The sequence below is a fragment of the Pseudaminobacter soli (ex Li et al. 2025) genome, from assembly GCF_029892515.1.
GTDB lineage: Bacteria > Pseudomonadota > Alphaproteobacteria > Rhizobiales > Rhizobiaceae > Pseudaminobacter > Pseudaminobacter soli_A.
Genome location: NZ_JARXVF010000007.1, coordinates 219,201 through 241,054, shown reverse-complemented (window position 1 = coordinate 241,054; position 21,854 = coordinate 219,201). Strand labels below are relative to the sequence as shown.

Sequence of the window (21,854 nt, the reverse complement as noted above, 5' to 3'; positions counted from 1 at the left end):
GCAAAAAATGTTCGCAGTCATTAAGACTGGTGGCAAGCAGTATCGCGTTGCCGCCAACGACGTCATCACCGTCGACAAGCTCGACGGCAATGCTGGCGACGTGATTGAAATCACCGCAGTTCTCGCCGTGGGCAACGGTGCGGACGTTTCGATCGGCGCTCCCTTCGTGGAAGGCGCCACCGTGGCGGTGGAAGTGGTCGAGCAGGGCCGCGCCGCAACCGTCATCGCGTTCAAGAAGCGTCGTCGCCAGAACTCGCGCCGCAAGCGCGGCCATCGCCAGCACGAAACCGTCATCAAGATTTCCGAAATCCTGACGGGCGGTGCCAAGCCGGCGAAGAAGGCTGCTGTCGCGGCCGAAGCTGCCGAAAAGCCCGCCAAGAAGGCCGCGCCGAAAAAGGCTGCAGCCGCGGCGGAAAACGAGTAAGTTCGAGGACTGAAGGAGTAATCCAATGGCACATAAGAAAGCTGGCGGTTCGTCGCGCAACGGTCGCGATTCGGAATCCAAGCGCCTCGGCGTGAAGAAGTTCGGCGGCGAAGCAGTCATTCCGGGCAACATCATCATCCGCCAACGCGGCACCAAGTGGCATCCCGGCACGAACGTCGGCATGGGCACTGACCATACCCTTTTTGCGCTCGAGGCCGGTGCGGTTGCTTTCCGTAAGAAAGCCAACGGCCGAACCTACGTATCGGTTAATCCGATTGCAGAAGCCGCGGAGTAGCTGGTTCCGCACCAAAACACCGGCGCCCCATCTCGGGACCGGTGTCTGGTAGAATCCAGAAAAAGGATCAGGGGAGATGGGTCGCCATCTCCCCTTTTTCATTGCCTGGAGGATACCTAGAAATGGTTGCCGAATCGGAGGACTTCGAAGACGAAAGTCTGGTCATAGATTGCCCGGTGCTCGTTTCTGAGCGCCTGGTGCTGCGCCCGCCGCATGAAGACGACGTTGCCGAGCTGGTCACGCTCGCCCACAATCCACGCATTGCTGAAATGCTTTCGCGCATGCCCCATCCATATGGGGAGGCGGAGGCCCGTTCCTTCCTCACCCGGTCGACGCTGTCGCGCCACGCAGGTGGCGTCTATGCGGTGACGCTGGCCGAAACCGGCGCGTTTGTCGGCTGCGCGGGGCTCAACGCCACCGATCGCGGGCTGGAGCTTGGCTACTGGATGGGCGAGCCCTACTGGCGCCGCGGCTACGCAACGGAAGCCGCGCACGCGCTGGTCGACCTCGCTTTCCGGGCGACGAACATCAACGTGCTGCACGCCTCGTGCCGGGTCATCAATCCGGCCTCGCGGCGGGTCATCCACAAGTGCGGCTTCCAGTATGCCGGCCAGGGCATGCTGAACTCGCTCGTCGCCGGCAAGGTGCCGGTCGAGCGCTACCGCCTCGACCGCAAGACCTGGGTGAGCCTCAGGACCTGGGCACGCCTTTGAAGGAAGACGTACTGCAAATCGCGATGCCGGGAACGGCAGGTATGTGCATGAAAGAAAATGAGCGGCCGGTCCGCCGGCCGTTCACTCCAGTTCGAACCAGACGGGCAGGTGGTCCGAGCCGGCGGCGGATGCGTCGATCCAGCTTCGCCTGACGCGGGCCGCAAGGCTTGCGTGGACGAAGGCGAAATCGATCAGCCGGTTGCCTCCGGGCTTGTTGTCGTCGATCCAGCTTATGGCGCTGTCCGGCGCGCCGTCGGTCAGCGAGAAGACATCGACGGGATGGTGGGCAACGATCTGGCGGCCTTCGGCATAGTCGGTCTCTCCGGCCATCAGGGTGTATTCGGGCGATCCCTGGACCATGTTGAAATCGCCCATCAGAACGAATTCCTCCGGGCAAGGCAGCTCGGGAAACCCATATTCTGCCGAGCCGGTGATGGCGCCGCCCTCCATCGGATAGGCATGGACGCGTTCCTTTAGATGTCGGATCTGGGCCGAACGCTCCTCGTGATTGATGTGATCGAGATGAACCGAATAGACGCGCAGCGGGCCGGACGGGGCCATGACCAGCGCCTCCAGCGCCGAACGCTGGAGATTGCCGCGGTTGAAGCGGCGCGCGCGTGGCAGAAGCAGGTTGCGAGAGGCGGCGATGGGCCAGCGCGACAGCACCATATTGCCGAATTGCAGGCGCTTGTTGAGCGGCCGACCGTTTCCGTCGCGCAGGCCGAAATCGACATCCATGGCCGGGCCGTAGACGTGGAACATGTCGGGCAGGAGTTCGGCAAGGCCGGCCACGAGATCGGCGCCGCCATTGCGCGGGAAATTGCGCGTGACCTCCAGCAGCGCGACGATGTCGGCGCTTTCGAGGCTTGCCGCGATGCGCTCGAGATCGAATTTCTTGTCGCGGCCGATGCCGTACTGGATGTTGTAAGTGACCAGTTTCATGCCCGTCCCTCGCCATTCCCGACTATGGGAACGGTAAATCCCGCACTCGCCCTCGTGCATTCTTTGCGCTAGAGCAGGTCCCAACAAAAACGACAGTAGCGAAAAGCCAGCTCCGATGAAATTCCTCGACCAGGCAAAAGTCTATATCCGCTCCGGCGACGGAGGCGCTGGCAGCGTCTCGTTCCGCCGTGAAAAATTCATCGAGTTCGGCGGGCCGGACGGCGGCGATGGCGGCCGCGGCGGCGACGTCTGGCTGGAAGTCGTCGAGGGGCTGAACACGCTGATCGACTATCGCTACCAGCAGCATTTCAAGGCCAAGACCGGCATTCACGGCATGGGCCGCAACATGACCGGTGCCAAGGGCGCCGACATCGTGCTGAAGGTGCCGGTCGGAACGCAGGTCTATGAAGAAGACAACGAGACGCTGATCTGCGACTTGACCCAGGTCGGCCAACGCTTCCGACTGGCGGCCGGTGGCAATGGCGGCTTCGGCAACCAGCATTTCAAGACCTCGACCAACCAGGCGCCGCGCCGTGCCAATCCGGGCCTGCCCGGCGAGGAAATGTGGGTTTGGCTCAGGCTGAAGCTGATCGCGGATGCAGGGCTGGTAGGGTTGCCAAATGCCGGCAAGTCGACCTTCCTCGCGGCGGTCACGGCCGCCAAGCCGAAGATCGCCGACTATCCATTCACCACGCTTCATCCGGGTCTCGGCGTTGCGCGCGTCGACGCGCGCGAATTCGTCATCGCCGACATTCCCGGCCTGATCGAGGGCGCGCATGAGGGCGTGGGCATCGGCGACCGCTTCCTCGGCCATGTCGAGCGCACCCGGGTGCTGCTGCACTTGGTCTCGGCGCAGGAGGAAAGCCCCGGCAAGGCCTACAAGACCGTGCGCGGCGAGCTGGAGGCCTATGGCAACGGCCTTGCCGAGAAGCCGGAAATCGTGGCGCTGAGCCAGATCGACACCCTTGATGCCGACAGCCGCAAGAAGAAGCTCGCTTCGCTGAAACGGGCGACCGGCACGACGCCGATGATGATTTCCGCCGTAACCGGCGAAGGCGTCGAGGCGGTGTTGCGCGCGCTGATGGCCGAAGTGCAGTCGGCCCGCACGGAAGAAGAGCCTGTCGAGCCCGAAGATCGGTGGCAGAGGTAAGAGACCGTCATGGCTCTGCAATCCCTGAAGAAATATAAGCGCATCACCGTCAAGATCGGCTCGGCTCTGCTGGTCGATCGCTCGACCGGGCTGAAGCGCGACTGGCTGGCCTCGATCGCTGATGACATCGCTGCGCTCACCGAAGCGGGTTGCGAGGTGCTCGTGGTGTCCTCGGGCGCAATCGCGCTTGGCCGCACCATTCTGGGCCTCGGCAAACGCGCGCTGAAGCTCGAGGAAAGCCAGGCCTCCGCGGCCGTCGGACAGATCGCGCTTGCCGGCGCGTGGTCGGACGAGCTTGGCCGCAACGGCTTGAAATCCGGCCAGGTGCTGGTGACGCTCGGCGACACCGAGGAGCGCCGGCGCTATCTCAATGCGCGCGCGACCATCTCGACACTGCTCAAGATGAAGGCGGTGCCGGTCATCAATGAGAACGACACGGTGGCCACCAGCGAAATCCGCTATGGCGACAATGACCGCCTTGCCGCGCGCGTGGCGACCATGATGGGCGCGGACCTGCTGGTCCTGCTCTCCGACATCGACGGGCTCTACACAGCGCCGCCGGCTTTTGACCCCTCGGCAAAATTCATCCCGCTGGTCGAGCGCATCACGCCCGACATCGAGGCGATGGCGGGCGCGGCGGCGTCAGAGCTTTCGCGTGGCGGCATGCGGACCAAACTCGATGCCGGCAAGATCGCCACGGCCGCCGGCACGGCCATGATCATCACTGCCGGCACGCGGCTGAGCCCGCTCAGCGCCATCGATCGCGGCGAGCGCGCCACCTTCTTCAAGCCGAGCGCAAACCCGGTGAAGGGCTACAAGACCTGGATTGCAGGCCAGCTCGAGCCGGCAGGCCGGATGATGGTGGATGGGGGCGCGGTCGAAGCGCTATTGTCGGGCAAATCGCTGCTGCCGGCCGGCGTGAAGCGGGTCGAGGGCAACTTTTCGCGCGGCGATACGGTGGCGATCATCAGCCCCGAAGGCCGCGAGATTGCGCGTGGCCTTGTTGCCTATGACGCGGCGGATGCCGTAAGGATCGCGGGGTTGAAGACCAACGAGATCGCCGATGTGCTTGGCTATGAAGCGCGCTCGGCTATGATCCATCGTGACGACCTGGTGGTGAGCCACACTGAAACGGCGCAGGCGGAAGGGTGAGCCATGCTGATGGCAAGTGACAAATCCGGGCAGGACACGGTCGCGCTGATGGCAGCGCTCGGCCGCAAGGCACGTGCCGCCGCCCGACCACTTGCTACCGCTGGCTCCGATCGCAAGCACGCGGCCCTGCTCGCCATGGCCGATGCCATCCTGCGCAACGAAGACAAGATTCTCGCGGCCAATGCCATCGACGTGAAGAACGGCGAACAGTCGGGCCTGAGCGGCTCTTTCATGGACCGCCTGAAGCTCGACCCGAAGCGCATCCGCGACATGGCCGAAGGCGTTCGCGCCATCGCCGAACTCAAGGACCCGGTGGGCGAGGTGACGGCCGAATGGGATCGTCCCAACGGCCTGCACATCGAGCGCGTGCGCACACCGCTCGGCGTCATCGGCGTTATCTATGAGAGCCGACCCAATGTGACGGCGGATGCCGGCGCGCTGTGCCTCAAGGCCGGCAATCCGGTCATCCTGCGCGGCGGCTCGGATTCGCTCAATTCTTCGGCGGCCATCCACGCCAGCCTGGTCGAAGGCCTGCGGGCTGCCGGCCTGCCGGAAGATGCGATCCAGCTCGTGCCGACCAGCGACCGCGCCGCAGTAGGGGAAATGCTGAAGGGCCTGTCGGGCAATCTCGACGTGATCGTGCCGCGCGGCGGCCGCAGCCTCGTGGAGCGCGTGCAGAACGAGGCGCGGGTGCCGGTATTCGCGCATCTCGAAGGCATCTGCCATCTCTATATCGACAAGTCGGCCGACCCCGACATGGCGGTGAAGATCGCCGTCAACGCCAAGATGCGCCGGACCGGCATCTGCGGTGCTGCCGAGACGCTGCTGGTCGACCGGGCGGTTGCGGGCACGCATCTGGTGCCGGTGCTGGAGGCGCTGCGCCAGGCGGGCTGCGAAATCCATGCGGACGAAGAGGTTCTGAGGGCCTTCGCCGACGCCAGGCCGGCCACCGACGCCGACTGGGTGACGGAATATCTGGACGCCATCATCTCGGTGAAGCTGGTGGACGGCGTTGCCGGCGCGATCGAGCACATCGAGACCTATTCGTCCCATCACACCGAGGCCATCGTTGCCGAGGATGCGGCGGCCGTGGAGCGCTTCTTCAACGAGATCGACTCGGCAATCCTGCTGCACAACGCCTCGACCCAGTTCGCCGACGGCGGCGAGTTCGGCATGGGCGCTGAGATCGGCATCGCCACCGGCAAGATGCATGCGCGCGGGCCGGTCGGCGTCGAGCAACTCACCTCCTTCAAATACCGCGTGCGCGGAACGGGGCAGGTGCGCCCGTGACGTTCGCGTGAGGCGCGCGCGCATCATCAGCCGACGACCTTCCGCGTGGCTCGCGCCAGAGGGGGCGTGATATCGTGCATTTGGGGGTCGACCAGAAATATCTGCGCATGCCGCATGCCGAAAAGGGCATGAAGGTCGGCCTGTTCGGCGGCTCGTTCAATCCGCCGCATGCCGGCCATGCGCTGGTTGCCGAAATCGCCATGCGCAGGCTGAGGCTCGACCAGCTCTGGTGGATGGTCACGCCCGGCAATCCGCTGAAGAGCACGAGCGAACTGGCTCCCCTCGCAGAACGCATCCGCCTTTCCAAGGCTATCGCGCGCGACCCGCGCATGAAGGTGACCGCCTTCGAGGCGAGCTACCATGTGCGCTACACCGCCGACACGCTAGCGCTGATCAAGGCACGCAACCCCGGTGTCGATTTCGTCTGGATCATGGGGGCCGACAATCTGCGCGATTTCCACCGCTGGCAGCGCTGGCGCCAGATCGCCATGACTTTTCCCATCGCCGTCATCGACCGACCGGGCGCAACGCTGTCGTTCCTGTCGTCCGTGATGGCGAAATCCTTCGGTTACGCGCGTGTGGACGAGTCCGCTGCGCCGCGGCTGGCGCGGATGCAGGCGCCCGCCTGGACTTTCATCCATGGCCGGCGCTCGCTGTTGTCCTCGACCGAGATCCGCAACGGGGCGAAGAAAACCTAACCCTTTTGCGCCAGCGGCGGGCAAACGCCGGTCCAGGGCCGCTTTGCCGGAAGATGTCGCTTTTGCTGCGTCGCCGGGCATAGGCGACGGGCAGTCTGCGGGCATGAACCAGGCTGGCGAAATGGTCGAGACTAGACTCGAGAGCGAAAGCGCCGCGCCGGCGATCGCCATTGCCAGCGTCGTGATCGCCATGGCGCTGATCGCCATCGGCAACGGCCTGATGTTCGCCTATATCCCGGTGCGGCTCGGCGTGGCCGGGCTGCCGCCGACCTGGGCGGCGATTATCGTGACCAGCCTTTCGGCCGGCGGCATTGCCGGCTGCCTGCTCACCGGCCGCATTGTGCGGCGCGTGGGCCATGCGCGCGCCTTCATGGTGATGTCGGCGCTGATCGTGCTGTCCAATGCCGCGGTCGGGGCGGGGCCCTATCCGCTGGTCTGGGTCGGGGCGCGTGCGCTCTATGGCTTTGCCATCTGCGCACTCTTCATCGTCTCGCAAAGCTGGCTCAACGATGCCATCGGCAACCATATTCGAGGCCGGGTGATGGCGATGTTCTACGTCGCCTATGTGGTGGGGCTCGGTGTCGGCTCCTACCTGCTGAGCTTCGTCGACATCAGCACCTCGCAGGCGCCGATGGTCGGCATCGTGTTCACCGCGCTGTCGATCCTGCCCGTGGGCATGACGCGGCTGCGCCCGCCGCCTCCGCCAGAATCGGCTTCGGTGGCGTTCCTGCGCGCCTGGCGCATTTCGCCGGTGGGCATCGCCGGAATGCTGGCGGTCGGCGGCCTGTCCATGATGATCTCCGGTTTCGCGCCGATCCACGCCACGGCCAAGGGCTACAGCCAGCAGGAGGTGGCGACGCTGATGTTCGCCATGCCGCTCGGCACGCTTCTGTTCCAGATTCCCTTCGGCTGGATTTCCGACCGCACCGACCGCCGCTATGTGCTGATCGCGGCCTCGTTTCTGGTGCTGCTCGCTGGCCTTGCCGCCTATGCCGTCGACGGCTCGGCGCTCGCCCTGGTCATCATCGTCTATGTGGTCTGGAGCGGGGCAGGCGAATCCATCTATTCGATCTCCAGCGCGCATGCCAATGATCGCGCCGGCCGCGACGACCTGGTGACGCTGTCGAGCAGCATGCTGTTTGCCTGGTCGGTGTCGGGCTTCATTATCCCTAGCATCGGCACGGTGCTGACGGCGGTCTACGGCACCCAGTCCTTCATGTATGTGGCGATCGCCATCGCCGTGGTTTTCGGCCTGTTCGTCGTCTGGCGCGTCTTGGCAAGCCAGCCGGTCGAGGCCGAAAACATGAGCGGTTTCGCGCCGATGACGGCGCAGGCGCCGTTGCCCGTCGATCTCGCCTTTTCGCCCGATGGCGACGAGCCCGCGAGCCGTTGACCGGTTCGCCTGACGGCGGAAGCTATTACCGCTTGCAGCGTCCGACAATTTCCGTTTGAAGGGGTTGAAACCGACCGGACAGCGACCACATTCAGCGCTTCAGGCCCCGAATGAGGCCGCGTCTTGAAAGTGTCGTGCGATTCTGCCTATTTATTGGTTGTTCTGCACGACATGCAGGATGTTCGGTTGTTCTTGTTTCGAAAGGAAAGACACTGAGAACAGCACTGAGGAAGAAGGCAAACATCGTGCCTTCGCCGGCAGGGATGAACGGACTTGAAGCCGTGTCCCGCGCCCTCGAAACAGTCCTTGCCAGTCTGGAAGACTCCAAGGCCGAAAACATCGTCCCCATCGATCTGTATGGCAAGTCGAGCCTGGCCGACCACATGGTCGTAGCCACGGGCCGCTCGCATCGTCACGTTGCGGCGGTCGCCGACCACCTGCTCAAGGCGCTCAAGGATGCCGGCCTCGGCACCGCGCGCGTCGAGGGCCTGGAATCGGCCGACTGGGTCCTGATCGATTCGGGCGACATCATCGTCCACGTCTTCCGCCCCGAAGTCCGCGACTTCTACAATCTTGAAAAGATGTGGTTGACGCCGGACCTCGAGGAAGAAACGGTCCATTAACAGCTCCGTTTCTCCGGTCGGGACAGGATGAAGATTGCCGTACATGCCGTGGGCCGGATGAAGGCCGGCCCCGACAAGGAATTGGCCGAGCGCTATTTCGACCGTTTCGCCAAGAGTGGTCCGGCAATTGGGCTTGAATTCACCGGCGTCGTCGAGACGCCGGAGAGTCGCGCGCAGGCTGTGAACGAGCGCAAGCGCGAAGAAGCTCAGAAGCTGCAGGCGCAACTGCCGCCGGGCGCGGCGCTGATCCTGCTTGACGAGCGCGGCAAAAACATCTCCTCCGAAGATCTGGCGGCCAAGATAGGCAGCCTGCGAGATGGCGGCCAGAAGCACCTGGTGATTGCCATAGGCGGGCCGGACGGCCATGATGCGTCCCTGCGCGAAAGCGCGGCGCTGACGCTGTCCTTCGGCGCGCTGACCTGGCCGCACCAGCTGGTGCGCATCATGCTGGCCGAACAGCTCTATCGCGTCGCCACCATTCTTTCCGGCCACCCTTATCACCGGGCCTGAGACGCGGCTCGCGTCTCGTTTGCCGACGATTTTTTTTGGCCGCCGGCCGGCTCGCCCCATCATGGTTGATTGTTCGTTAACGAAGCGGCCACTAAGGTCGGGCCGAAACGTGCAGCACGTCGGAAGTCGAAGATGGCGGTCAACAAGGGAAGGTTCAGGTGGGCATGCCGCGGCATGATCGCCGCAACCGCATTTGCCCTTTCGGTCGCCACCACGCAGGCCGAAGACCAGGCTGTGGACCCTGCCTCTGCCCCCGACACCACTGCGTCCGCCAGCGACACCACTGCCGCGATCGCAACCAGCCGTGCCGAGCGCCAGGCCGAATACGAGCAGGTCACACACGAGATCAGCATCTCGGGCGAGCGCATGAGTTCGCTCGCGGCCGATGTCGCCAAGGTCAAGAAGGATTATGCGAGCATCACCGCCGCGCTGATCCAGTCGGCGATGACGGAAAAGAAGCTCAGCCAGGACATCGAAGACATCACCGGCCGCCTGGAAGGGCTGAAGGAGCAGAGGGAAGGCATTCACAACTCGCTTCTGGCGCGTCGCGGCGTGCTGGCCGAGGTGCTGGGCGCCTTGCAGCGCATGGGTCTCAACCCGCCGCCGGCGATCCTGGTGAAGCCGGAGGACGCTCTGTCCTCGGTGCGCAGCGCCATCCTGCTCGGCGCGGTGGTGCCGGAACTGCGTGCCGAGACCGATATCCTGGTGGCCGACATGAAGGAGATGTCGCGCGTCACCGCCTCCATCGAGGCCGAACGGCAGAAGCTGGTGGCCTCAGTCGGCGAGCAGCTCGCCGAGAAGAAGCGTCTCACTTTGCTTCAGGAACAAAAGCAGCGGCTGCAGTTGGAAACCGAGTCGGCGCTTTCCGAGGAACGGAAGCGGTCGGAGGATCTGGCCTCTCGCGCAACCAGTCTCAAGGATCTGATCGCCGAGCTCGAAAAGCAGGCCGAGCAAAGCCGCCGCGAGGACGAAGCCGCTAGGCGCGCCGAGGAACGGGCCAACGCGGCCGAGCTTGCCGCGTTGCCGGAGGCCAACCGGCTGACGGCGGCGGCGCCTTTCTCGGCGCTGCGCGGGCAGATCGCATTGCCGGTCACCGGGCGCATCACGCGGCAGTTCGGCGACAAAGACGATAACAGCGGCGTGATGCTCGGCGACATGGTTGCGACACAATCGGGCGCCATCGTCACCGCGCCGGCCGATGGCAGTGTCTTGTATGCGGGGCCCTTTCGGTCATATGGACAACTCTTGATCCTGAACGCGGGTGGCGGTTATCATATCGTTCTGGCGGGCATGAGCAGAATCAGCGTCTCGCTGGGTCAGTCCGTCCTTGCAGGCGAACCGATCGGCGCGATGGGGGAAGCCAGGGTGGCTAGCACCTCTGCGGCTCCGAATGGAAACACTGGTCCGGAACTCTATATTGAGTTCCGCAAGGATGGAAAACCCGTCGATCCGACCCCGTGGTGGGCGGAGCGTCTTTCTGGAAGGACAGGAAATGGTACGTAAGTTGTCGCTTCTGCTTGCCGGTGCGCTCATGGGCGCCTCCGCCATGACGCTGGTCTATGGCGTTCCCGGCTCGACGGCGAATGCGGCGAGCTCCGAAACCTATCGCCAGCTGGCGATCTTCGGCGACATTTTCGAGCGCGTACGCGCCCAGTATGTGACGCCGCCGGATGAAAAGGCTCTCGTCGAGAACGCCATCAACGGCATGCTCACCTCGCTTGACCCGCATTCCTCCTACATGAACGCCGAAGCCGCCAAGGACATGCGCGTTCAGACCAAGGGCGAATTCGGCGGCCTCGGCATCGAGGTCACCATGGAGAACGACCTGGTCAAGGTGATCACCCCGATCGACGACACGCCCGCCGCCAAGGCCGGCGTGCTTGCCGGCGACTTCATCTCCAAGATCGACGGCGATGAGGTACGCGGCATGACGCTGAACGATGCCGTCGAAAAAATGCGCGGCCTGGTGAACACGCCGATCAAGCTGACCATCCTGCGCCAGGGCGCGGACAAGCCGATCGAGCTGACCATCATGCGCGACGTCATCAAGGTCAAGGCGGTGAAGTTCCGCGCCGAAACCGATGTCGGCTACATCAAGATCACCTCGTTCACCGAGAAGACCTTCGACGACCTGCAGAACGCGATCGAGCAGATCAAGAAGCAGATCCCGGACGACAAGCTCAAGGGCTATGTCCTCGACCTGCGCCTCAACCCGGGCGGCCTGCTCGACCAGGCGGTCAGCGTGTCCGACACCTTCCTGGACAAGGGCGAGATCGTCTCGACCCGTGGCCGCGATCCGAAGGATATCACCCGCTTTGACGCCCGTCCGGGCGACATGACCGGCGGCAAGCCGCTGATCGTGCTTATCAACGGTGGTTCGGCCAGTGCGTCGGAAATCGTCGCCGGTGCCCTGCAGGATCACCACCGCGCCACCGTTGTCGGTACGCAGTCCTTCGGCAAGGGCTCGGTGCAGACCATCATCCCGCTCGCCGAGAACGGCGCGCTCCGGCTGACGACGGCGCTCTATTACACGCCGTCGGGCAAGTCGATCCAGGGCAAGGGCATCACGCCCGACGTCAAGGTCGAGCAGCCGCTGCCGGACGAGCTGAAGGGTCGCGACGTGACGCGTGGCGAATCCGACCTCAAGGGCCACATCAAGGGCGTTGAAGAGAGCGATCAGGGCTCGGGTTCGTCGGCCTATGTGCCGCCGGAGGCCAAGGATGACATCCAGCTGAACTACGCGCTTGACCTGATGCGCGGCGTCAAGACCGATCCGGCCTATCCGCCGAGCCCGGAAAAGGCCGTGCTCAACCAGCAGTAACGATTAATTGCAGGCAGGCGCGGGGGCTGTCTGCAATACCCTAGGCTTCCGCCGGACAAGATTCCGGCGGAAATTGCCGGACGAATAGCCTTCACCCCGATGAGGATGCGGCTTGTCGCCCGTGCAGAAGGATATCGATCGCCCGCTGGGCCAGGACCTCTCGAGCCGCGCCAAGCGCGGCTTCTCCGTTACCCGCGGCTCGATCGTCTTTACTCTCGCCGTCGTAGCGATCGTCGGCGCCTCCAGCGCCATTGCCTTCCGTGACAGACCTTTTCGAAAGCCGACCGCCGTTGTGGTGTCGACGCCGGAGGTGACGCCGCCGGCCAAGGTCGAGACCGTCGCCAGGGCGCCGCTGACCCAGACCCCAAGCCCGCAGGCGCCGTCGAACACCGGCCCGTCCATCATCCATGTCAGCCCGCCCGAGGACGGTACGTCGAACAACGTCGTGGTCATCCGCGACCCTTCGGCCGTGGGCCAGAACCTGCGCGTGGCGCATCTGCCCGACAAAGCGCTGGTCGAGCAGGGCGAAAGCGGCCCGCTGCCGGTGCGTGCCGCCGATGGAAGGCGGCCGGTCGATGTCTATGCGCGGCCGTGGTCGGGCGCGCGCGGGGCGCGGGTGGCGATTGTGATTGGCGGGCTCGGCCTGTCGCAGACCGGCACGCAGGAAGCCATCGGCAAGTTGCCCTCGGAGGTGACGCTGGCCTTTGCATCCGCCGGCAATAGCCTCGGCCGCTGGATGCAGGATAGCCGCCGCGAGGGCCACGAAATTATCATGCAGGTGCCGCTGGAGCCGTTCGACTTTCCGAACGTCAATCCCGGCCGCAACACGCTGACGGTTGCCGCATCGCAGGCGGAAAATCTGCAGAACCTGCGCTGGGCGCTGTCGCGCACGACCAACTACACCGGCGTCATGAACTACATGGGCGCCCGCTTCGCTGCCGATCAGGCGGCCATGGAGCCCGTCATGGCGGAACTGGGCAAGCGCGGACTGCTCTATCTCGACGACGGCTCCTCGGCCCGCAGCGTCGCGCCCGAGCTGGCGCTGAAGGACCGCGTGCCTTTCGCCGTCGCCGATTCGATCATCGACGCGGTGCGCGACCGTGCGGAAATCCTGAAGAAGCTCGACCAGCTCGAAAGCATCGCGCGCGCAAAAGGCATTGCCATCGGCACCGGCTCGGCTTTCGGCGTGACCGTGGATGCGGTTGCCGAATGGGCAGGCCAAGCCAAGCAGCGCGGTATAGAGATCGTTCCGATCTCGGCGGTCGTCACCGACCCCGAAAAAGGCTGAAGACACATAATGAGCAAGAAAATCGATCCGCAGACGCTTCCCTACCGGCCTTGCGTCGGCATCATGGTGCTGAACCGCGAAGGGCTGGTGTGGGCCGGCCATCGCATCGCCGAACCCGACAGCGAAATGTCCGGCACCGACCGGCTGTGGCAGATGCCGCAGGGCGGCATCGACAAGGGCGAGGAGCCGTTGCCGGCGGCGTTGCGCGAGCTCTATGAGGAAACCGGCATGCGAAGCGTCTCGCTGCTGGGCGAGGCGCCGGGCTGGATCAACTACGACCTGCCCGCCGATAAGGTGGGCATCGCGCTCAAGGGCAAATATCGCGGCCAGACCCAAAAATGGTTCGCCTTCCGCTTCGAGGGCGATGAAAGCGAGATCGCCATCAACCCGCCGCCGGGCGGGCACAGTGCCGAATTCGATCGTTGGGATTGGAAGCCCATGGCGGAAATGCCGGAATTGATCGTCCCGTTCAAACGCCAGGTCTATGAGCAGGTGGTGGCGGCCTTCCGGCACCTGGCGCCGTAGCTTTTCCGGCCACGGCGGCTCGCCGAGCGGCCCGCTTCGCGCAGCCGCTCGCGGCCGAGCGGCGGTCGGCTGCGCGTGCCGTCGTTGTAGCCGCCGCCATAGCTGTGCGTGCGGTCGCTGGACGCGTAACCGTTTGGTTCCGCTGCGGTTTTTCCTATTTCCTTGTCGCAAAACTCCTTGCCGTTACGACAGGCCGCGACGTTTCGTCGCCGGTCTGAGCCAATCAACTATGCCAACTGTCCTCCACACGCGTGTTGCAGCGCAATCATTCCCGAACTATTGGTGTCGCTGAGGCATGATCCCCGAACATTTTCGGATTTTGGGAAAAAATCACGCTTCAGAAATGGGCTTGAAGCAAATATCCGTCGTTTTGGCGGGGTTTTGCACCAGCATCAGGGAATTTTCGACGGAATGGACCAGAGTTACGCAAATAATCGCGATTTCGGGCAGACGAGCGCCGCCGAGGCGGGCGCCGTGCTGCACATCGACCTTTCCGCCGTCCGTGAAAATTACCGTCAGCTCAAGAGCCGTCTTGGCAGTGCGCGCTGCGCCGGCGTGGTGAAGGCCGATTCCTATGGGGTCGGCGCCGTGCAGGTGGCGAAGGTGCTGGCCAAGGAAGGCTGCGACACCTTCTTTGTCGCCCATGTGGGCGAGGGGCTAGCGCTGCGCGCCGCACTCGGCGAAGGCCCGGTGATCTATATTCTGAACGGCACGCCACCCGGAGCCGAAGGCGAGGCGGCCGCTGCCGGTCTCACGACCGTTGCCAACAGCCTCGAACAGCTGGCCGCATGGCGTGAAGCGGCCCGCGCCGCAGGGCGCAAGCTGCCGGTGGCGCTGCAGGTCGACAGCGGCATGTCGCGGCTCGGCATGGCGCCGTCCGAGGTCGAGACGCTTTCCAAGGATGCCAGCCTGCTCGAAGAGCTCGACGTTGCGCTGGTGATGAGCCATCTGGCCTGCGCCGATGAGCCGGAGCATCCGGCCAATGCCGCCCAGAAGCAGGCCTTCGACCAGCTGCGTGCGAAGCTGCCGGCCGCGCCGGCCTCGCTGGCCAATTCGTCGGGCATCTTCCTTGGCCCGGACTATCACTACGATCTCGGCCGCCCGGGTGCTGCACTCTACGGCATCAACCCGACGCCGGGTCATGAGAACCCGATGCGCCAGGTGGTTCGCCTCGACGCCAAGGTCATCCAGACCCGCACGGTCGACAAGGATATCGGCATCGGCTACGGCCACACCTTCCGCACCACAGGCCCGCTGGCCGCCGCCACCATCTCGCTCGGCTATGCCGATGGCTGGCACCGCCGCGCTGCCGCCGGAGCTTATTTCAACGGCGTCAGGCTTCCGTTCATCGGCCGCGTGTCGATGGACAGCATCATCATCGACGTCTCTGCGCTGCCGGAGGGCGCGCTCAAGGCCGGCGATCTGGTCGAGCTGATCGGCAGTCACCAGACCATCGATGATGTCGCGGGTCACGCCGGCACCATCGGCTACGAGGTGCTGACCGGCCTCGGCCATCGTTTTCATCGCATTTACGAAGGCGGCTGAGCGGTTCGCCGCCATCGCACATTATTCCAGGGGAGAGTTGCAGACATGAAAGTTCTGGTGTTGGGGAGCGGGGTGGTCGGTGTCACCTCCGCCCACTACCTGGCCGAGGCCGGGCATGAGGTCGAAGTGGTCGACCGTCAGCCGGGTCCGGCGCTCGAGACCAGCTTCGGCAATGCCGGCGAGGTGTCACCCGGCTATGCCTCGCCGTGGGCCGGCCCCGGCATTCCGACCAAGGCGATCAAGTGGCTGCTGATGAAGCACGGCCCGCTGGTGGTTCGCCCCAAGCTCGACCCGTATATGTGGTCGTGGCTGTTCAAGATGCTGGGCAACTGCACCTCCTCGCGCTACGCCATCAACAAGGCGCGCATGGTGCCGGTGGCCGAATACAGCCGCGATCTGCTGAAAGAGATGCGCCAGACCATGGGCATCACCTATGACGACCGCGCCCAGGGCACGCTGCAGCTGTTTCGCGAGCAGAAGCATCTCGACGGCGTCGGCGGCGACATCGAGGTTCTGAAGCAGTTCGGTGTGCCTTACGAGGTTCTGGACCGCCAGGGCTGCATCCGCGCCGAGCCGGGCCTGGCGACGGCCGATGGCGCCTTTGCCGGCGGCCTGCGCCTGCCGAACGACGAAACCGGCGACTGCAAGATTTTTACCGAAAAGCTGGCGGCTCATGTGACCGACCGCGGCGTGAAATTCCGCTTCGACACCAAGATCGACAAGATCCTGGTCGAGGGCGGGCGCATTTCGGGCGTCGCAACCAGCGCCGGCGTGCTGAAGGCGGATGCCTATGTGGTGGCGCTGGGCAGCTATTCGCCCTTCCTGCTGCGGCCCATCGGCATTTCCGCGCCGGTCTATCCGGTCAAGGGCTACTCGATCACCGTGCCGATCACCAATGCGGATGTCGCGCCGGTCTCGACGGTCATGGACGACAGCTACAAGGTCGCCATCACCCGCCTCGGCGATCGCATCCGCGTCGGCGGCACGGCCGAGATCTCGGGCTTCGACCTGCGCCTGCACCAGAACCGCCGCGACACGCTGGAATATTCCGTCTCCAACCTGTTCCCGAAGGCGGGTTCGGTGAAGGACGCCACCTTCTGGTCCGGCCTGCGCCCGATGACGCCGGATGGTCCGCCCATCATCGGCAAGGCGCGCTACGACAATCTCTACCTCAACACCGGCCACGGCACGCTGGGTTGGACCATGTCCTGCGGCTCGGGCCGCGTGCTGGCCGACCTCATCTCGGGCCGCAAGCCGGAGATCGACGCCGCCCCGCTCAACCTCAGCCGCTACGGCTGAGGTGTAGTCGGCGCGACGCCATTCTAAAGAGGCTGCGTCCTTCGGGATGCGGCCTTTTCCTTTTCAGGCAACTATACGAACAGCGACTTCTCGCGCTCGACCGCGCGGGTGATGAAGCTGGTGACTATCTGGATGCGGCGCAGCGGGCGCATGGATTCGTGGTAGACCATCCAGTAGGCGCGGCGGATCGGCTTTGCCGCCTGCACCGGCACCAGTTCAGGCACCGAGCGCGCAATAAAACTGTGCAGCATGCCGATGCCAGCGCCGGCCCGCACCGCCTCCACCTGACCCAGGCTGGACGAGATCGCAAAGGCGGCGTCCCAGCTGGGGCTGAACTCGGCGGCATAGTCGAGCGAAGGGCTGACGACGAGGTCGGGCACATAGCCAACCAGGCGATGCGCCGATAGCTCGGCCACGCTCTTCGGCATGCCCGCCTGCTCGACATAGGCGCGTGAGGCAAAGAGGCCGAGCGTGTAGTCGACCAGCTTGCTGGCGACGAGCCGGCCTTCGGTCGGCCGCTCGACGGTGATGGCGATATCTGCCTCGCGCCGCGACAGCGAGAATGAGCGCGGCACCGGCACCAGCTGGATCTTCAATTCGCGATGCTGCGCGGTGAGTTCGCCCAGCCGCGGCGCCAGGAAATTCACGCCGATGCCGTCCGGCGCGCCGATGCGCACGGTGCCCGAGACATCGTCGCCTTCGCCGGCGATTTCGGCCCGAGCGGCGATCATGTCCGATTCCATGCGCTCGGCGACGTTGAGGAAGCGTTCGCCGGCCGGCGTCAGTTCGCTGCCGGTGGTCAGCCGCCGGAACAGTTTTGTCTTCAGCGCTTCTTCCAGCGCCGCGATGCGGCGCGACACGGTGGCGTGGTTGAGCTCGAGCCGGCGCGCCGCGCCAAGGATCTGTCCGGCGCGGGCCACGGCGAGAAAGATGCGCACGTCGTCCCAATTCATGCGGCCGAGCGTACTATGCACAAATCGATAATCAAGCGCGATTGGTGCATTATTTTTTGCACAACGGTTGCTGTCCGGCTCGCGTTGCAAAGCGCTGCGCAAAGCGGGACAATAAGGACACTGAAATCTAGGGAGAAACAGGATGATCGAATACGGTCATTTCATTGGCGGCAAGCGCGTCGCCGGAACCAGCGGACGCAAGCAGAACGTGATGCAGCCGATGGACGGCTCGGTGCGCGGCACGGTCGCGCTGGCATCGCCGGCGGAACTGCGCCTCGCCGTGGAAAACGCGAAGGCTGCCCAGCCGGCCTGGGGCGCCACCAACCCGCAGCGCCGCGTGCGCGTGCTGATGAAGTTCCTCGAGCTGGTGCACAAGGAATATGACGAGCTGGCCGATATCCTGGCACGCGAGCACGGCAAGACCATTGCCGACGCCAAGGGTGACATCCAGCGCGGCCTCGAGGTGGTCGAGGTCTGCATCGGCGCCCCGCACATGATGAAGGGCGAGTTCACCGACAATGCCGGCCCCGGCATCGACACCTATTCGATGCGCCAGCCGCTCGGCGTCGTCGCCGGCATCACCCCGTTCAACTTCCCGGCCATGATCCCGCTGTGGAAGATCGCCCCGGCGATCGCCGCCGGCAACGCCTTCATCCTGAAGCCGTCGGAACGCGATCCGGGCGTGCCGCTGCGCATCGCCGAACTGTTCGTCGAAGCCGGTCTGCCGGCGGGCGTGCTCAACGTCGTCAACGGCGACAAGGACGTGGTCGATGCCATCCTCGACGATCACGACATCAAGGCCGTGGGCTTCGTCGGCTCGACGCCGATCGCCCAGTACATCTATGCGCGTGGCTGCGCCAACGGCAAGCGCGTGCAGTGCTTCGGCGGCGCCAAGAACCACATGATCATCATGCCCGACGCCGACATGGACCAGACCGTCGACGCCCTGATCGGCGCTGGCTACGGCTCGGCCGGCGAGCGCTGCATGGCGATCTCGGTTGCTATTCCGGTGGGTCACGAGACCGCTGACCGCCTGATGGAAAAGCTCATCCCGCGCGTTGAGAGCCTGAAGGTCGGCCCCTCGACAGATTCCTCGGCCGACTTCGGTCCGGTCGTCACCCGCGAGGCGCTGGAGCGCATCAAGGGCTATGTCGACACCGGCGTGCAGGAAGGCGCCAAGCTCGTCGTCGACGGCCGCGGCTTCACGATGCAGGGCTACGAGAACGGCTTCTACATGGGCGGCTGCCTGTTCGACCACGTGACGCCGGAAATGCGCATCTACAAGGAAGAGATTTTTGGTCCCGTTCTCTCGGTCGTTCGTGCGCCAAGCTATGAGAACGCGCTGAAGCTCGTCAACGACCACGAGATGGGCAACGGCACGGCCATCTTCACCCGCGACGGCGACGCGGCCCGCGATTTCGCATCCCGCGTGCAGGTCGGCATGGTCGGCGTGAACGTGCCGATCCCGGTGCCGATCGCCTACTACACCTTCGGCGGCTGGAAGGCCTCGTCCTTCGGCGACCTCAACCAGCATGGTGCGGATGCGTTCCGCTTCTACACCAAGACCAAGACGGTCACCTCGCGCTGGCCGTCGGGCATCAAGGATGGTGCGGAGTTCATCATTCCGACGATGAACTGAGCCGACACAAATCAGAGAAAGAAACGGGCGCCCATTGGGCGCCCGTTTTACATTTCCGCCACGTCTTCACATTCCGCATTGCGATGGGGTGAAGAGCTGACGCCCTTGCGAAGGCGCGAGCGATCTACCGCATTGCCGCCGCCTGTGCATGCAGGCGCAAAAGCGCCATCAGCCGGTCGGCTTCGGTGGCGGCGGCGTCCTCGTCGCGGGCGAGAATGGCGCGGATGAGGGCGACATGGTTGCCGGCGGCTTCAGCCAGCCCCGTTCCGCTCCGGAAGCGGAACCAGAAGCGGCGGCTGTGCGTCTGCAGCGGCGCCACCAGCCGGGCCGCGAACTGATTGTCGGCGGCAAGCGCCATCACTTCGTCGAGCGACTTGTCGGCCTCCAGATAGCCCAGCACATCGTTGGTCAGCACCGCGTCGTGCATCGCGATGGCGGTGGCCTGGAAGCGCGGGGCGAGATCGGGCGTGGCAAGGCGCGCGGCCGAGCGGGCCAGGATGACCTCCACGCCGCGACGAGCGTCGAGCACGCGCAGCCAGTCGGCGGCATGCAGCGGCGTGATCTCGAGCCCCGTGCGCGGACGTACCAGGATCAACCCCTCCCAGGCCAGCCGCTGGATCGCTTCCCGCACCGGCGTGCGGCCAAGCCCCAGCTTCTCGATCAGCGCGCGCTCGGTGGTGACGCTGCCGGGAGCCAGTTCAAGCGTGACGATCATTTTTTCGAGCACGCGGTGGGCTTTCGCGCTGACCGATTCAGTCGTGTCCCTGCACTCGCTTTCGATCTCGGCAGTGTTCAAGATATGCTCGTTCCGGTTGATGGTCGGTTGATATATCAGCTTGATAGACCGATAAAAAGCAGGAATTTCAGTTAGATATATCTGTGATATATCAGTGGTGCGGAGTGGATCGCCTAGCCGGCTCAGTGCCGCTAGCGGTCGAGCGTGGGCTGGACCATGCTTCCGGCCGACGCGCTAGAGCGCCAGCCGATCTTCCCAGCCCACCGTCATGCTGCCGCGCCGCTGGCGTCGGCCTGTGCTCTGTGCCGTGCTCGCGGTCTCAGACTTCCGCCTAATATTTCTCGCTCCAGCGCGGTGCTAAGGAGAGCGCGGCAGTTCGCGCCGGAGCTCGATGCTGCAGGCGGCCGACCGGTGCCCTCGTCTGGGCCCCGGCGCTTGGGCGGGCTTCGGCGGGTGTCCGATTGCCGATTTCGGTGCGACGTTCCTGAGGGCGCAAAACATGCCACGCCATGTCCTTGCCCGCACGGAGCGCGAGGCCGGGGCGCTCGCCAAGCCGGCTATCGTTCCGTCGATCGGCGGCCGGGTACGAATGGCGGGACTCGCGTACGGTTTGGTCGTGGCCTAATGGAGGAGAAGGCGCTGTGGCATTGCGGAAAAGAGCTGTCGCATTTTGCGCAATAAGCTGTCGCGAAATGAGTTTGCCGCGCACGATTTTGCGATATAATGTAAAACTGACTGAAAATTCTGCAAGGACATTGCGTTAGGCCAATGCTAGCTTCCGCGATAGTCCAGCAAGCTCGATCAAAGAATTGGCAGCGTGGGCGCGTGGTTGAAGTCTCCCGTCTGGTCAAAAGAATTGACATTACAATCCGGACTCGAGGCGATACGACTAGGGGAAATACCAACAAAGGGAATGCGTCCATGAGACGACATTCCAGGGGAGCCGCTTATACATGGAATATTTCATCCAGCAGCTTATCAACGGGCTGACGCTGGGGTCGATCTATGGCCTGATTGCTATCGGCTATACGATGGTCTACGGCATTATCGGCATGATCAATTTCGCCCACGGCGATATCTTCATGGTCGGTGCCTTCACCGCGCTGATTGTTTTCCTCATTTTGGTCGGCCTATTCTATTCGGTCCCGGTAGTGGTGGCGCTGCTGATCATGATGATCGTGGCGATGCTGCTGACCAGCCTCTACAACTGGACGATCGAGCGCGTCGCCTACCGGCCCCTGCGCGGCTCCTTCCGGCTTGCTCCGCTGATTACCGCGATCGGCATGTCGATCGCGCTGTCCAACTTCGTGCAGGTCACCCAGGGTCCGCGTAACAAGCCGATCCCGCCGATGGTCAGCCAGGTCTATACGATCGACGGCATCAGCATTTCGCTGAAGCAGATCATCATCGTGGTCGTGACGAGCGCGCTGCTGGCCATCTTCTGGTACCTGGTCAACAAGACCTCGCTTGGCCGCGCCCAGCGCGCCTGCGAGCAGGACCGCAAGATGGCTGCCCTGCTGGGCATCGATGTCGACCGCACCATCTCCATCACCTTCATCATGGGCGCCAGCCTCGCCGCCGTCGCCGGCACGCTGTTCCTGATGTATTACGGCGTCGTGGTCTTCTCCGACGGCTTCGTGCCGGGCGTGAAGGCGTTCACCGCGGCAGTTCTGGGCGGCATCGGCTCGCTGCCGGGCGCGGTGATCGGCGGCCTGCTGATCGGCTTCATCGAGTCGATGTGGTCGGCGTATTTCTCCATCGACTACAAGGACGTTGCCGCGTTCTCCATCCTGGCGATCGTGCTGATCTTCCTGCCCTCCGGCATCCTGGGTCGGCCTGAAGTGGAAAAGGTCTAGGA

Annotated in this window: 22 protein-coding genes; 19 read left to right on the top strand and 3 right to left on the bottom strand. The window is 64.3% G+C overall.

The window, feature by feature from the left end:
* The first annotated feature begins 7 nt into the window (after positions 1-7).
* The 3 genes from rplU to M2281_RS24400 all read left to right on the top strand — a co-directional run bounded on the left by rplU (position 8) and on the right by M2281_RS24400 (position 1,432).
* On the top strand, positions 8-424 hold the full coding sequence (gene rplU, locus M2281_RS24410) for a 50S ribosomal protein L21 (RefSeq protein WP_280823794.1): 417 nt from the start codon (positions 8-10) through the stop codon (positions 422-424).
* Positions 425-449: 25 nt separating this feature from the next.
* Positions 450-719: a 50S ribosomal protein L27 gene (gene rpmA / locus M2281_RS24405; RefSeq protein ID WP_280823793.1), complete on the top strand. Its 270-nt coding sequence runs from the start codon at positions 450-452 to the stop codon at positions 717-719.
* A 122-nt stretch (positions 720-841) separates the two neighbouring features.
* The gene (locus M2281_RS24400) at positions 842-1,432 is read left to right on the top strand and encodes a GNAT family N-acetyltransferase (protein ID WP_280823792.1); all 591 of its coding nucleotides are present in this window, start codon (positions 842-844) and stop codon (positions 1,430-1,432) included.
* An 81-nt stretch (positions 1,433-1,513) separates the two neighbouring features.
* Here the strand turns inward: M2281_RS24400 and M2281_RS24395 are convergent, their stop codons facing one another.
* Complete coding sequence (locus M2281_RS24395) at positions 1,514-2,374, bottom strand: endonuclease/exonuclease/phosphatase family protein (protein ID WP_280823791.1); 861 nt, start codon at positions 2,372-2,374, stop codon at positions 1,514-1,516.
* Positions 2,375-2,489: 115 nt separating this feature from the next.
* On the opposite strand from M2281_RS24395, the gene obgE reads away from it, so the two are divergent.
* The 13 genes from obgE to M2281_RS24330 all read left to right on the top strand — a co-directional run bounded on the left by obgE (position 2,490) and on the right by M2281_RS24330 (position 16,668).
* Entirely contained in the window at positions 2,490-3,524 is a 1,035-nt protein-coding gene (gene obgE / locus M2281_RS24390; RefSeq protein ID WP_280823790.1) for a GTPase ObgE, read from the top strand.
* Positions 3,525-3,539: 15 nt separating this feature from the next.
* Positions 3,540-4,676 (top strand): glutamate 5-kinase, encoded by a 1,137-nt coding sequence (proB, locus tag M2281_RS24385; RefSeq protein ID WP_280823812.1) that lies wholly within the window; start codon positions 3,540-3,542, stop codon positions 4,674-4,676.
* Positions 4,677-4,679: 3 nt separating this feature from the next.
* Positions 4,680-5,966 carry a glutamate-5-semialdehyde dehydrogenase gene (locus M2281_RS24380; RefSeq protein WP_280823789.1) on the top strand — a complete coding sequence of 429 codons (1,287 nt, stop codon included), beginning with the start codon at positions 4,680-4,682 and terminating at the stop codon, positions 5,964-5,966.
* 107 nt (positions 5,967-6,073) lie between these two features.
* On the top strand, positions 6,074-6,664 hold the full coding sequence (locus M2281_RS24375) for a nicotinate-nucleotide adenylyltransferase (RefSeq protein ID WP_280823811.1): 591 nt from the start codon (positions 6,074-6,076) through the stop codon (positions 6,662-6,664).
* Between the two features lie 103 nt (positions 6,665-6,767).
* The gene (locus M2281_RS24370) at positions 6,768-8,057 is read left to right on the top strand and encodes an MFS transporter (protein ID WP_280823788.1); all 1,290 of its coding nucleotides are present in this window, start codon (positions 6,768-6,770) and stop codon (positions 8,055-8,057) included.
* Positions 8,058-8,302: 245 nt separating this feature from the next.
* Positions 8,303-8,680: a ribosome silencing factor gene (rsfS, locus tag M2281_RS24365; protein WP_280823787.1), complete on the top strand. Its 378-nt coding sequence runs from the start codon at positions 8,303-8,305 to the stop codon at positions 8,678-8,680.
* A 27-nt stretch (positions 8,681-8,707) separates the two neighbouring features.
* On the top strand, positions 8,708-9,190 hold the full coding sequence (rlmH, locus tag M2281_RS24360) for a 23S rRNA (pseudouridine(1915)-N(3))-methyltransferase RlmH (RefSeq protein WP_280823786.1): 483 nt from the start codon (positions 8,708-8,710) through the stop codon (positions 9,188-9,190).
* 132 nt (positions 9,191-9,322) lie between these two features.
* The gene (locus tag M2281_RS24355) at positions 9,323-10,693 is read left to right on the top strand and encodes a murein hydrolase activator EnvC family protein (RefSeq protein ID WP_280823785.1); all 1,371 of its coding nucleotides are present in this window, start codon (positions 9,323-9,325) and stop codon (positions 10,691-10,693) included.
* Positions 10,683-12,011, top strand: coding sequence for a S41 family peptidase (locus tag M2281_RS24350; protein ID WP_280823784.1), 1,329 nt, complete (start codon positions 10,683-10,685; stop codon positions 12,009-12,011). Before M2281_RS24355 ends, M2281_RS24350 begins: the two co-directional genes overlap by 11 nt.
* Positions 12,012-12,123: 112 nt before the next feature.
* Positions 12,124-13,299, top strand: a complete 1,176-nt coding sequence (locus M2281_RS24345) for a divergent polysaccharide deacetylase family protein (protein WP_280823783.1) — start codon at positions 12,124-12,126, stop codon at positions 13,297-13,299.
* Positions 13,300-13,308: 9 nt separating this feature from the next.
* Positions 13,309-13,824, top strand: coding sequence for an RNA pyrophosphohydrolase (locus tag M2281_RS24340; RefSeq protein ID WP_280823782.1), 516 nt, complete (start codon positions 13,309-13,311; stop codon positions 13,822-13,824).
* A 411-nt stretch (positions 13,825-14,235) separates the two neighbouring features.
* The gene (alr, locus tag M2281_RS24335; protein ID WP_280823781.1) at positions 14,236-15,369 is read left to right on the top strand and encodes an alanine racemase; all 1,134 of its coding nucleotides are present in this window, start codon (positions 14,236-14,238) and stop codon (positions 15,367-15,369) included.
* 45 nt (positions 15,370-15,414) lie between these two features.
* The gene (locus M2281_RS24330) at positions 15,415-16,668 is read left to right on the top strand and encodes a D-amino acid dehydrogenase (RefSeq protein WP_280823780.1); all 1,254 of its coding nucleotides are present in this window, start codon (positions 15,415-15,417) and stop codon (positions 16,666-16,668) included.
* A 71-nt stretch (positions 16,669-16,739) separates the two neighbouring features.
* Here M2281_RS24330 and M2281_RS24325 read toward each other — a convergent pair whose 3' ends face one another.
* On the bottom strand, positions 16,740-17,621 hold the full coding sequence (locus M2281_RS24325; protein WP_280823810.1) for a LysR family transcriptional regulator: 882 nt from the start codon (positions 17,619-17,621) through the stop codon (positions 16,740-16,742).
* 142 nt (positions 17,622-17,763) lie between these two features.
* Between M2281_RS24325 and M2281_RS24320 the strand changes: the two genes are divergently transcribed.
* Positions 17,764-19,260, top strand: coding sequence for a CoA-acylating methylmalonate-semialdehyde dehydrogenase (locus M2281_RS24320; protein WP_280823779.1), 1,497 nt, complete (start codon positions 17,764-17,766; stop codon positions 19,258-19,260).
* 124 nt (positions 19,261-19,384) lie between these two features.
* On the opposite strand, the gene M2281_RS24315 is transcribed toward M2281_RS24320, so the two are convergent.
* Positions 19,385-19,975, bottom strand: a complete 591-nt coding sequence (locus tag M2281_RS24315; protein ID WP_280823809.1) for a GntR family transcriptional regulator — start codon at positions 19,973-19,975, stop codon at positions 19,385-19,387.
* 412 nt (positions 19,976-20,387) lie between these two features.
* On the opposite strand from M2281_RS24315, the gene M2281_RS24310 reads away from it, so the two are divergent.
* Together M2281_RS24310 and M2281_RS24305 are read left to right on the top strand one after the other, a co-directional pair.
* Complete coding sequence (locus tag M2281_RS24310) at positions 20,388-20,621, top strand: hypothetical protein (protein ID WP_280823778.1); 234 nt, start codon at positions 20,388-20,390, stop codon at positions 20,619-20,621.
* 328 nt (positions 20,622-20,949) lie between these two features.
* Positions 20,950-21,852: a branched-chain amino acid ABC transporter permease gene (locus M2281_RS24305; protein WP_280823777.1), complete on the top strand. Its 903-nt coding sequence runs from the start codon at positions 20,950-20,952 to the stop codon at positions 21,850-21,852.
* Positions 21,853-21,854 lie beyond the last annotated feature (2 nt).

Bases quoted from the DNA above. Each gene is read 5' to 3' on its own strand.
- rplU (WP_280823794.1), top strand. From the start codon at position 8: ATGTTCGCAGTCATTAAGACTGGTGGCAAGCAGTATCGCGTTGCCGCC.
- rpmA (WP_280823793.1), top strand. From the start codon at position 450: ATGGCACATAAGAAAGCTGGCGGTTCGTCGCGCAACGGTCGCGATTCG.
- M2281_RS24400 (WP_280823792.1), top strand. From the start codon at position 842: ATGGTTGCCGAATCGGAGGACTTCGAAGACGAAAGTCTGGTCATAGAT.
- M2281_RS24395 (WP_280823791.1), bottom strand. From the start codon at position 2,374: ATGAAACTGGTCACTTACAACATCCAGTACGGCATCGGCCGCGACAAG.
- obgE (WP_280823790.1), top strand. From the start codon at position 2,490: ATGAAATTCCTCGACCAGGCAAAAGTCTATATCCGCTCCGGCGACGGA.
- M2281_RS24380 (WP_280823789.1), top strand. From the start codon at position 4,680: ATGCTGATGGCAAGTGACAAATCCGGGCAGGACACGGTCGCGCTGATG.
- M2281_RS24375 (WP_280823811.1), top strand. From the start codon at position 6,074: ATGCCGCATGCCGAAAAGGGCATGAAGGTCGGCCTGTTCGGCGGCTCG.
- M2281_RS24370 (WP_280823788.1), top strand. From the start codon at position 6,768: ATGAACCAGGCTGGCGAAATGGTCGAGACTAGACTCGAGAGCGAAAGC.
- rlmH (WP_280823786.1), top strand. From the start codon at position 8,708: ATGAAGATTGCCGTACATGCCGTGGGCCGGATGAAGGCCGGCCCCGAC.
- M2281_RS24355 (WP_280823785.1), top strand. From the start codon at position 9,323: ATGGCGGTCAACAAGGGAAGGTTCAGGTGGGCATGCCGCGGCATGATC.
- M2281_RS24350 (WP_280823784.1), top strand. From the start codon at position 10,683: ATGGTACGTAAGTTGTCGCTTCTGCTTGCCGGTGCGCTCATGGGCGCC.
- M2281_RS24340 (WP_280823782.1), top strand. From the start codon at position 13,309: ATGAGCAAGAAAATCGATCCGCAGACGCTTCCCTACCGGCCTTGCGTC.
- alr (WP_280823781.1), top strand. From the start codon at position 14,236: ATGGACCAGAGTTACGCAAATAATCGCGATTTCGGGCAGACGAGCGCC.
- M2281_RS24330 (WP_280823780.1), top strand. From the start codon at position 15,415: ATGAAAGTTCTGGTGTTGGGGAGCGGGGTGGTCGGTGTCACCTCCGCC.
- M2281_RS24325 (WP_280823810.1), bottom strand. From the start codon at position 17,621: ATGAATTGGGACGACGTGCGCATCTTTCTCGCCGTGGCCCGCGCCGGA.
- M2281_RS24320 (WP_280823779.1), top strand. From the start codon at position 17,764: ATGATCGAATACGGTCATTTCATTGGCGGCAAGCGCGTCGCCGGAACC.
- M2281_RS24315 (WP_280823809.1), bottom strand. From the start codon at position 19,975: ATGATCGTCACGCTTGAACTGGCTCCCGGCAGCGTCACCACCGAGCGC.
- M2281_RS24310 (WP_280823778.1), top strand. From the start codon at position 20,388: ATGCTGCAGGCGGCCGACCGGTGCCCTCGTCTGGGCCCCGGCGCTTGG.
- M2281_RS24305 (WP_280823777.1), top strand. From the start codon at position 20,950: ATGGAATATTTCATCCAGCAGCTTATCAACGGGCTGACGCTGGGGTCG.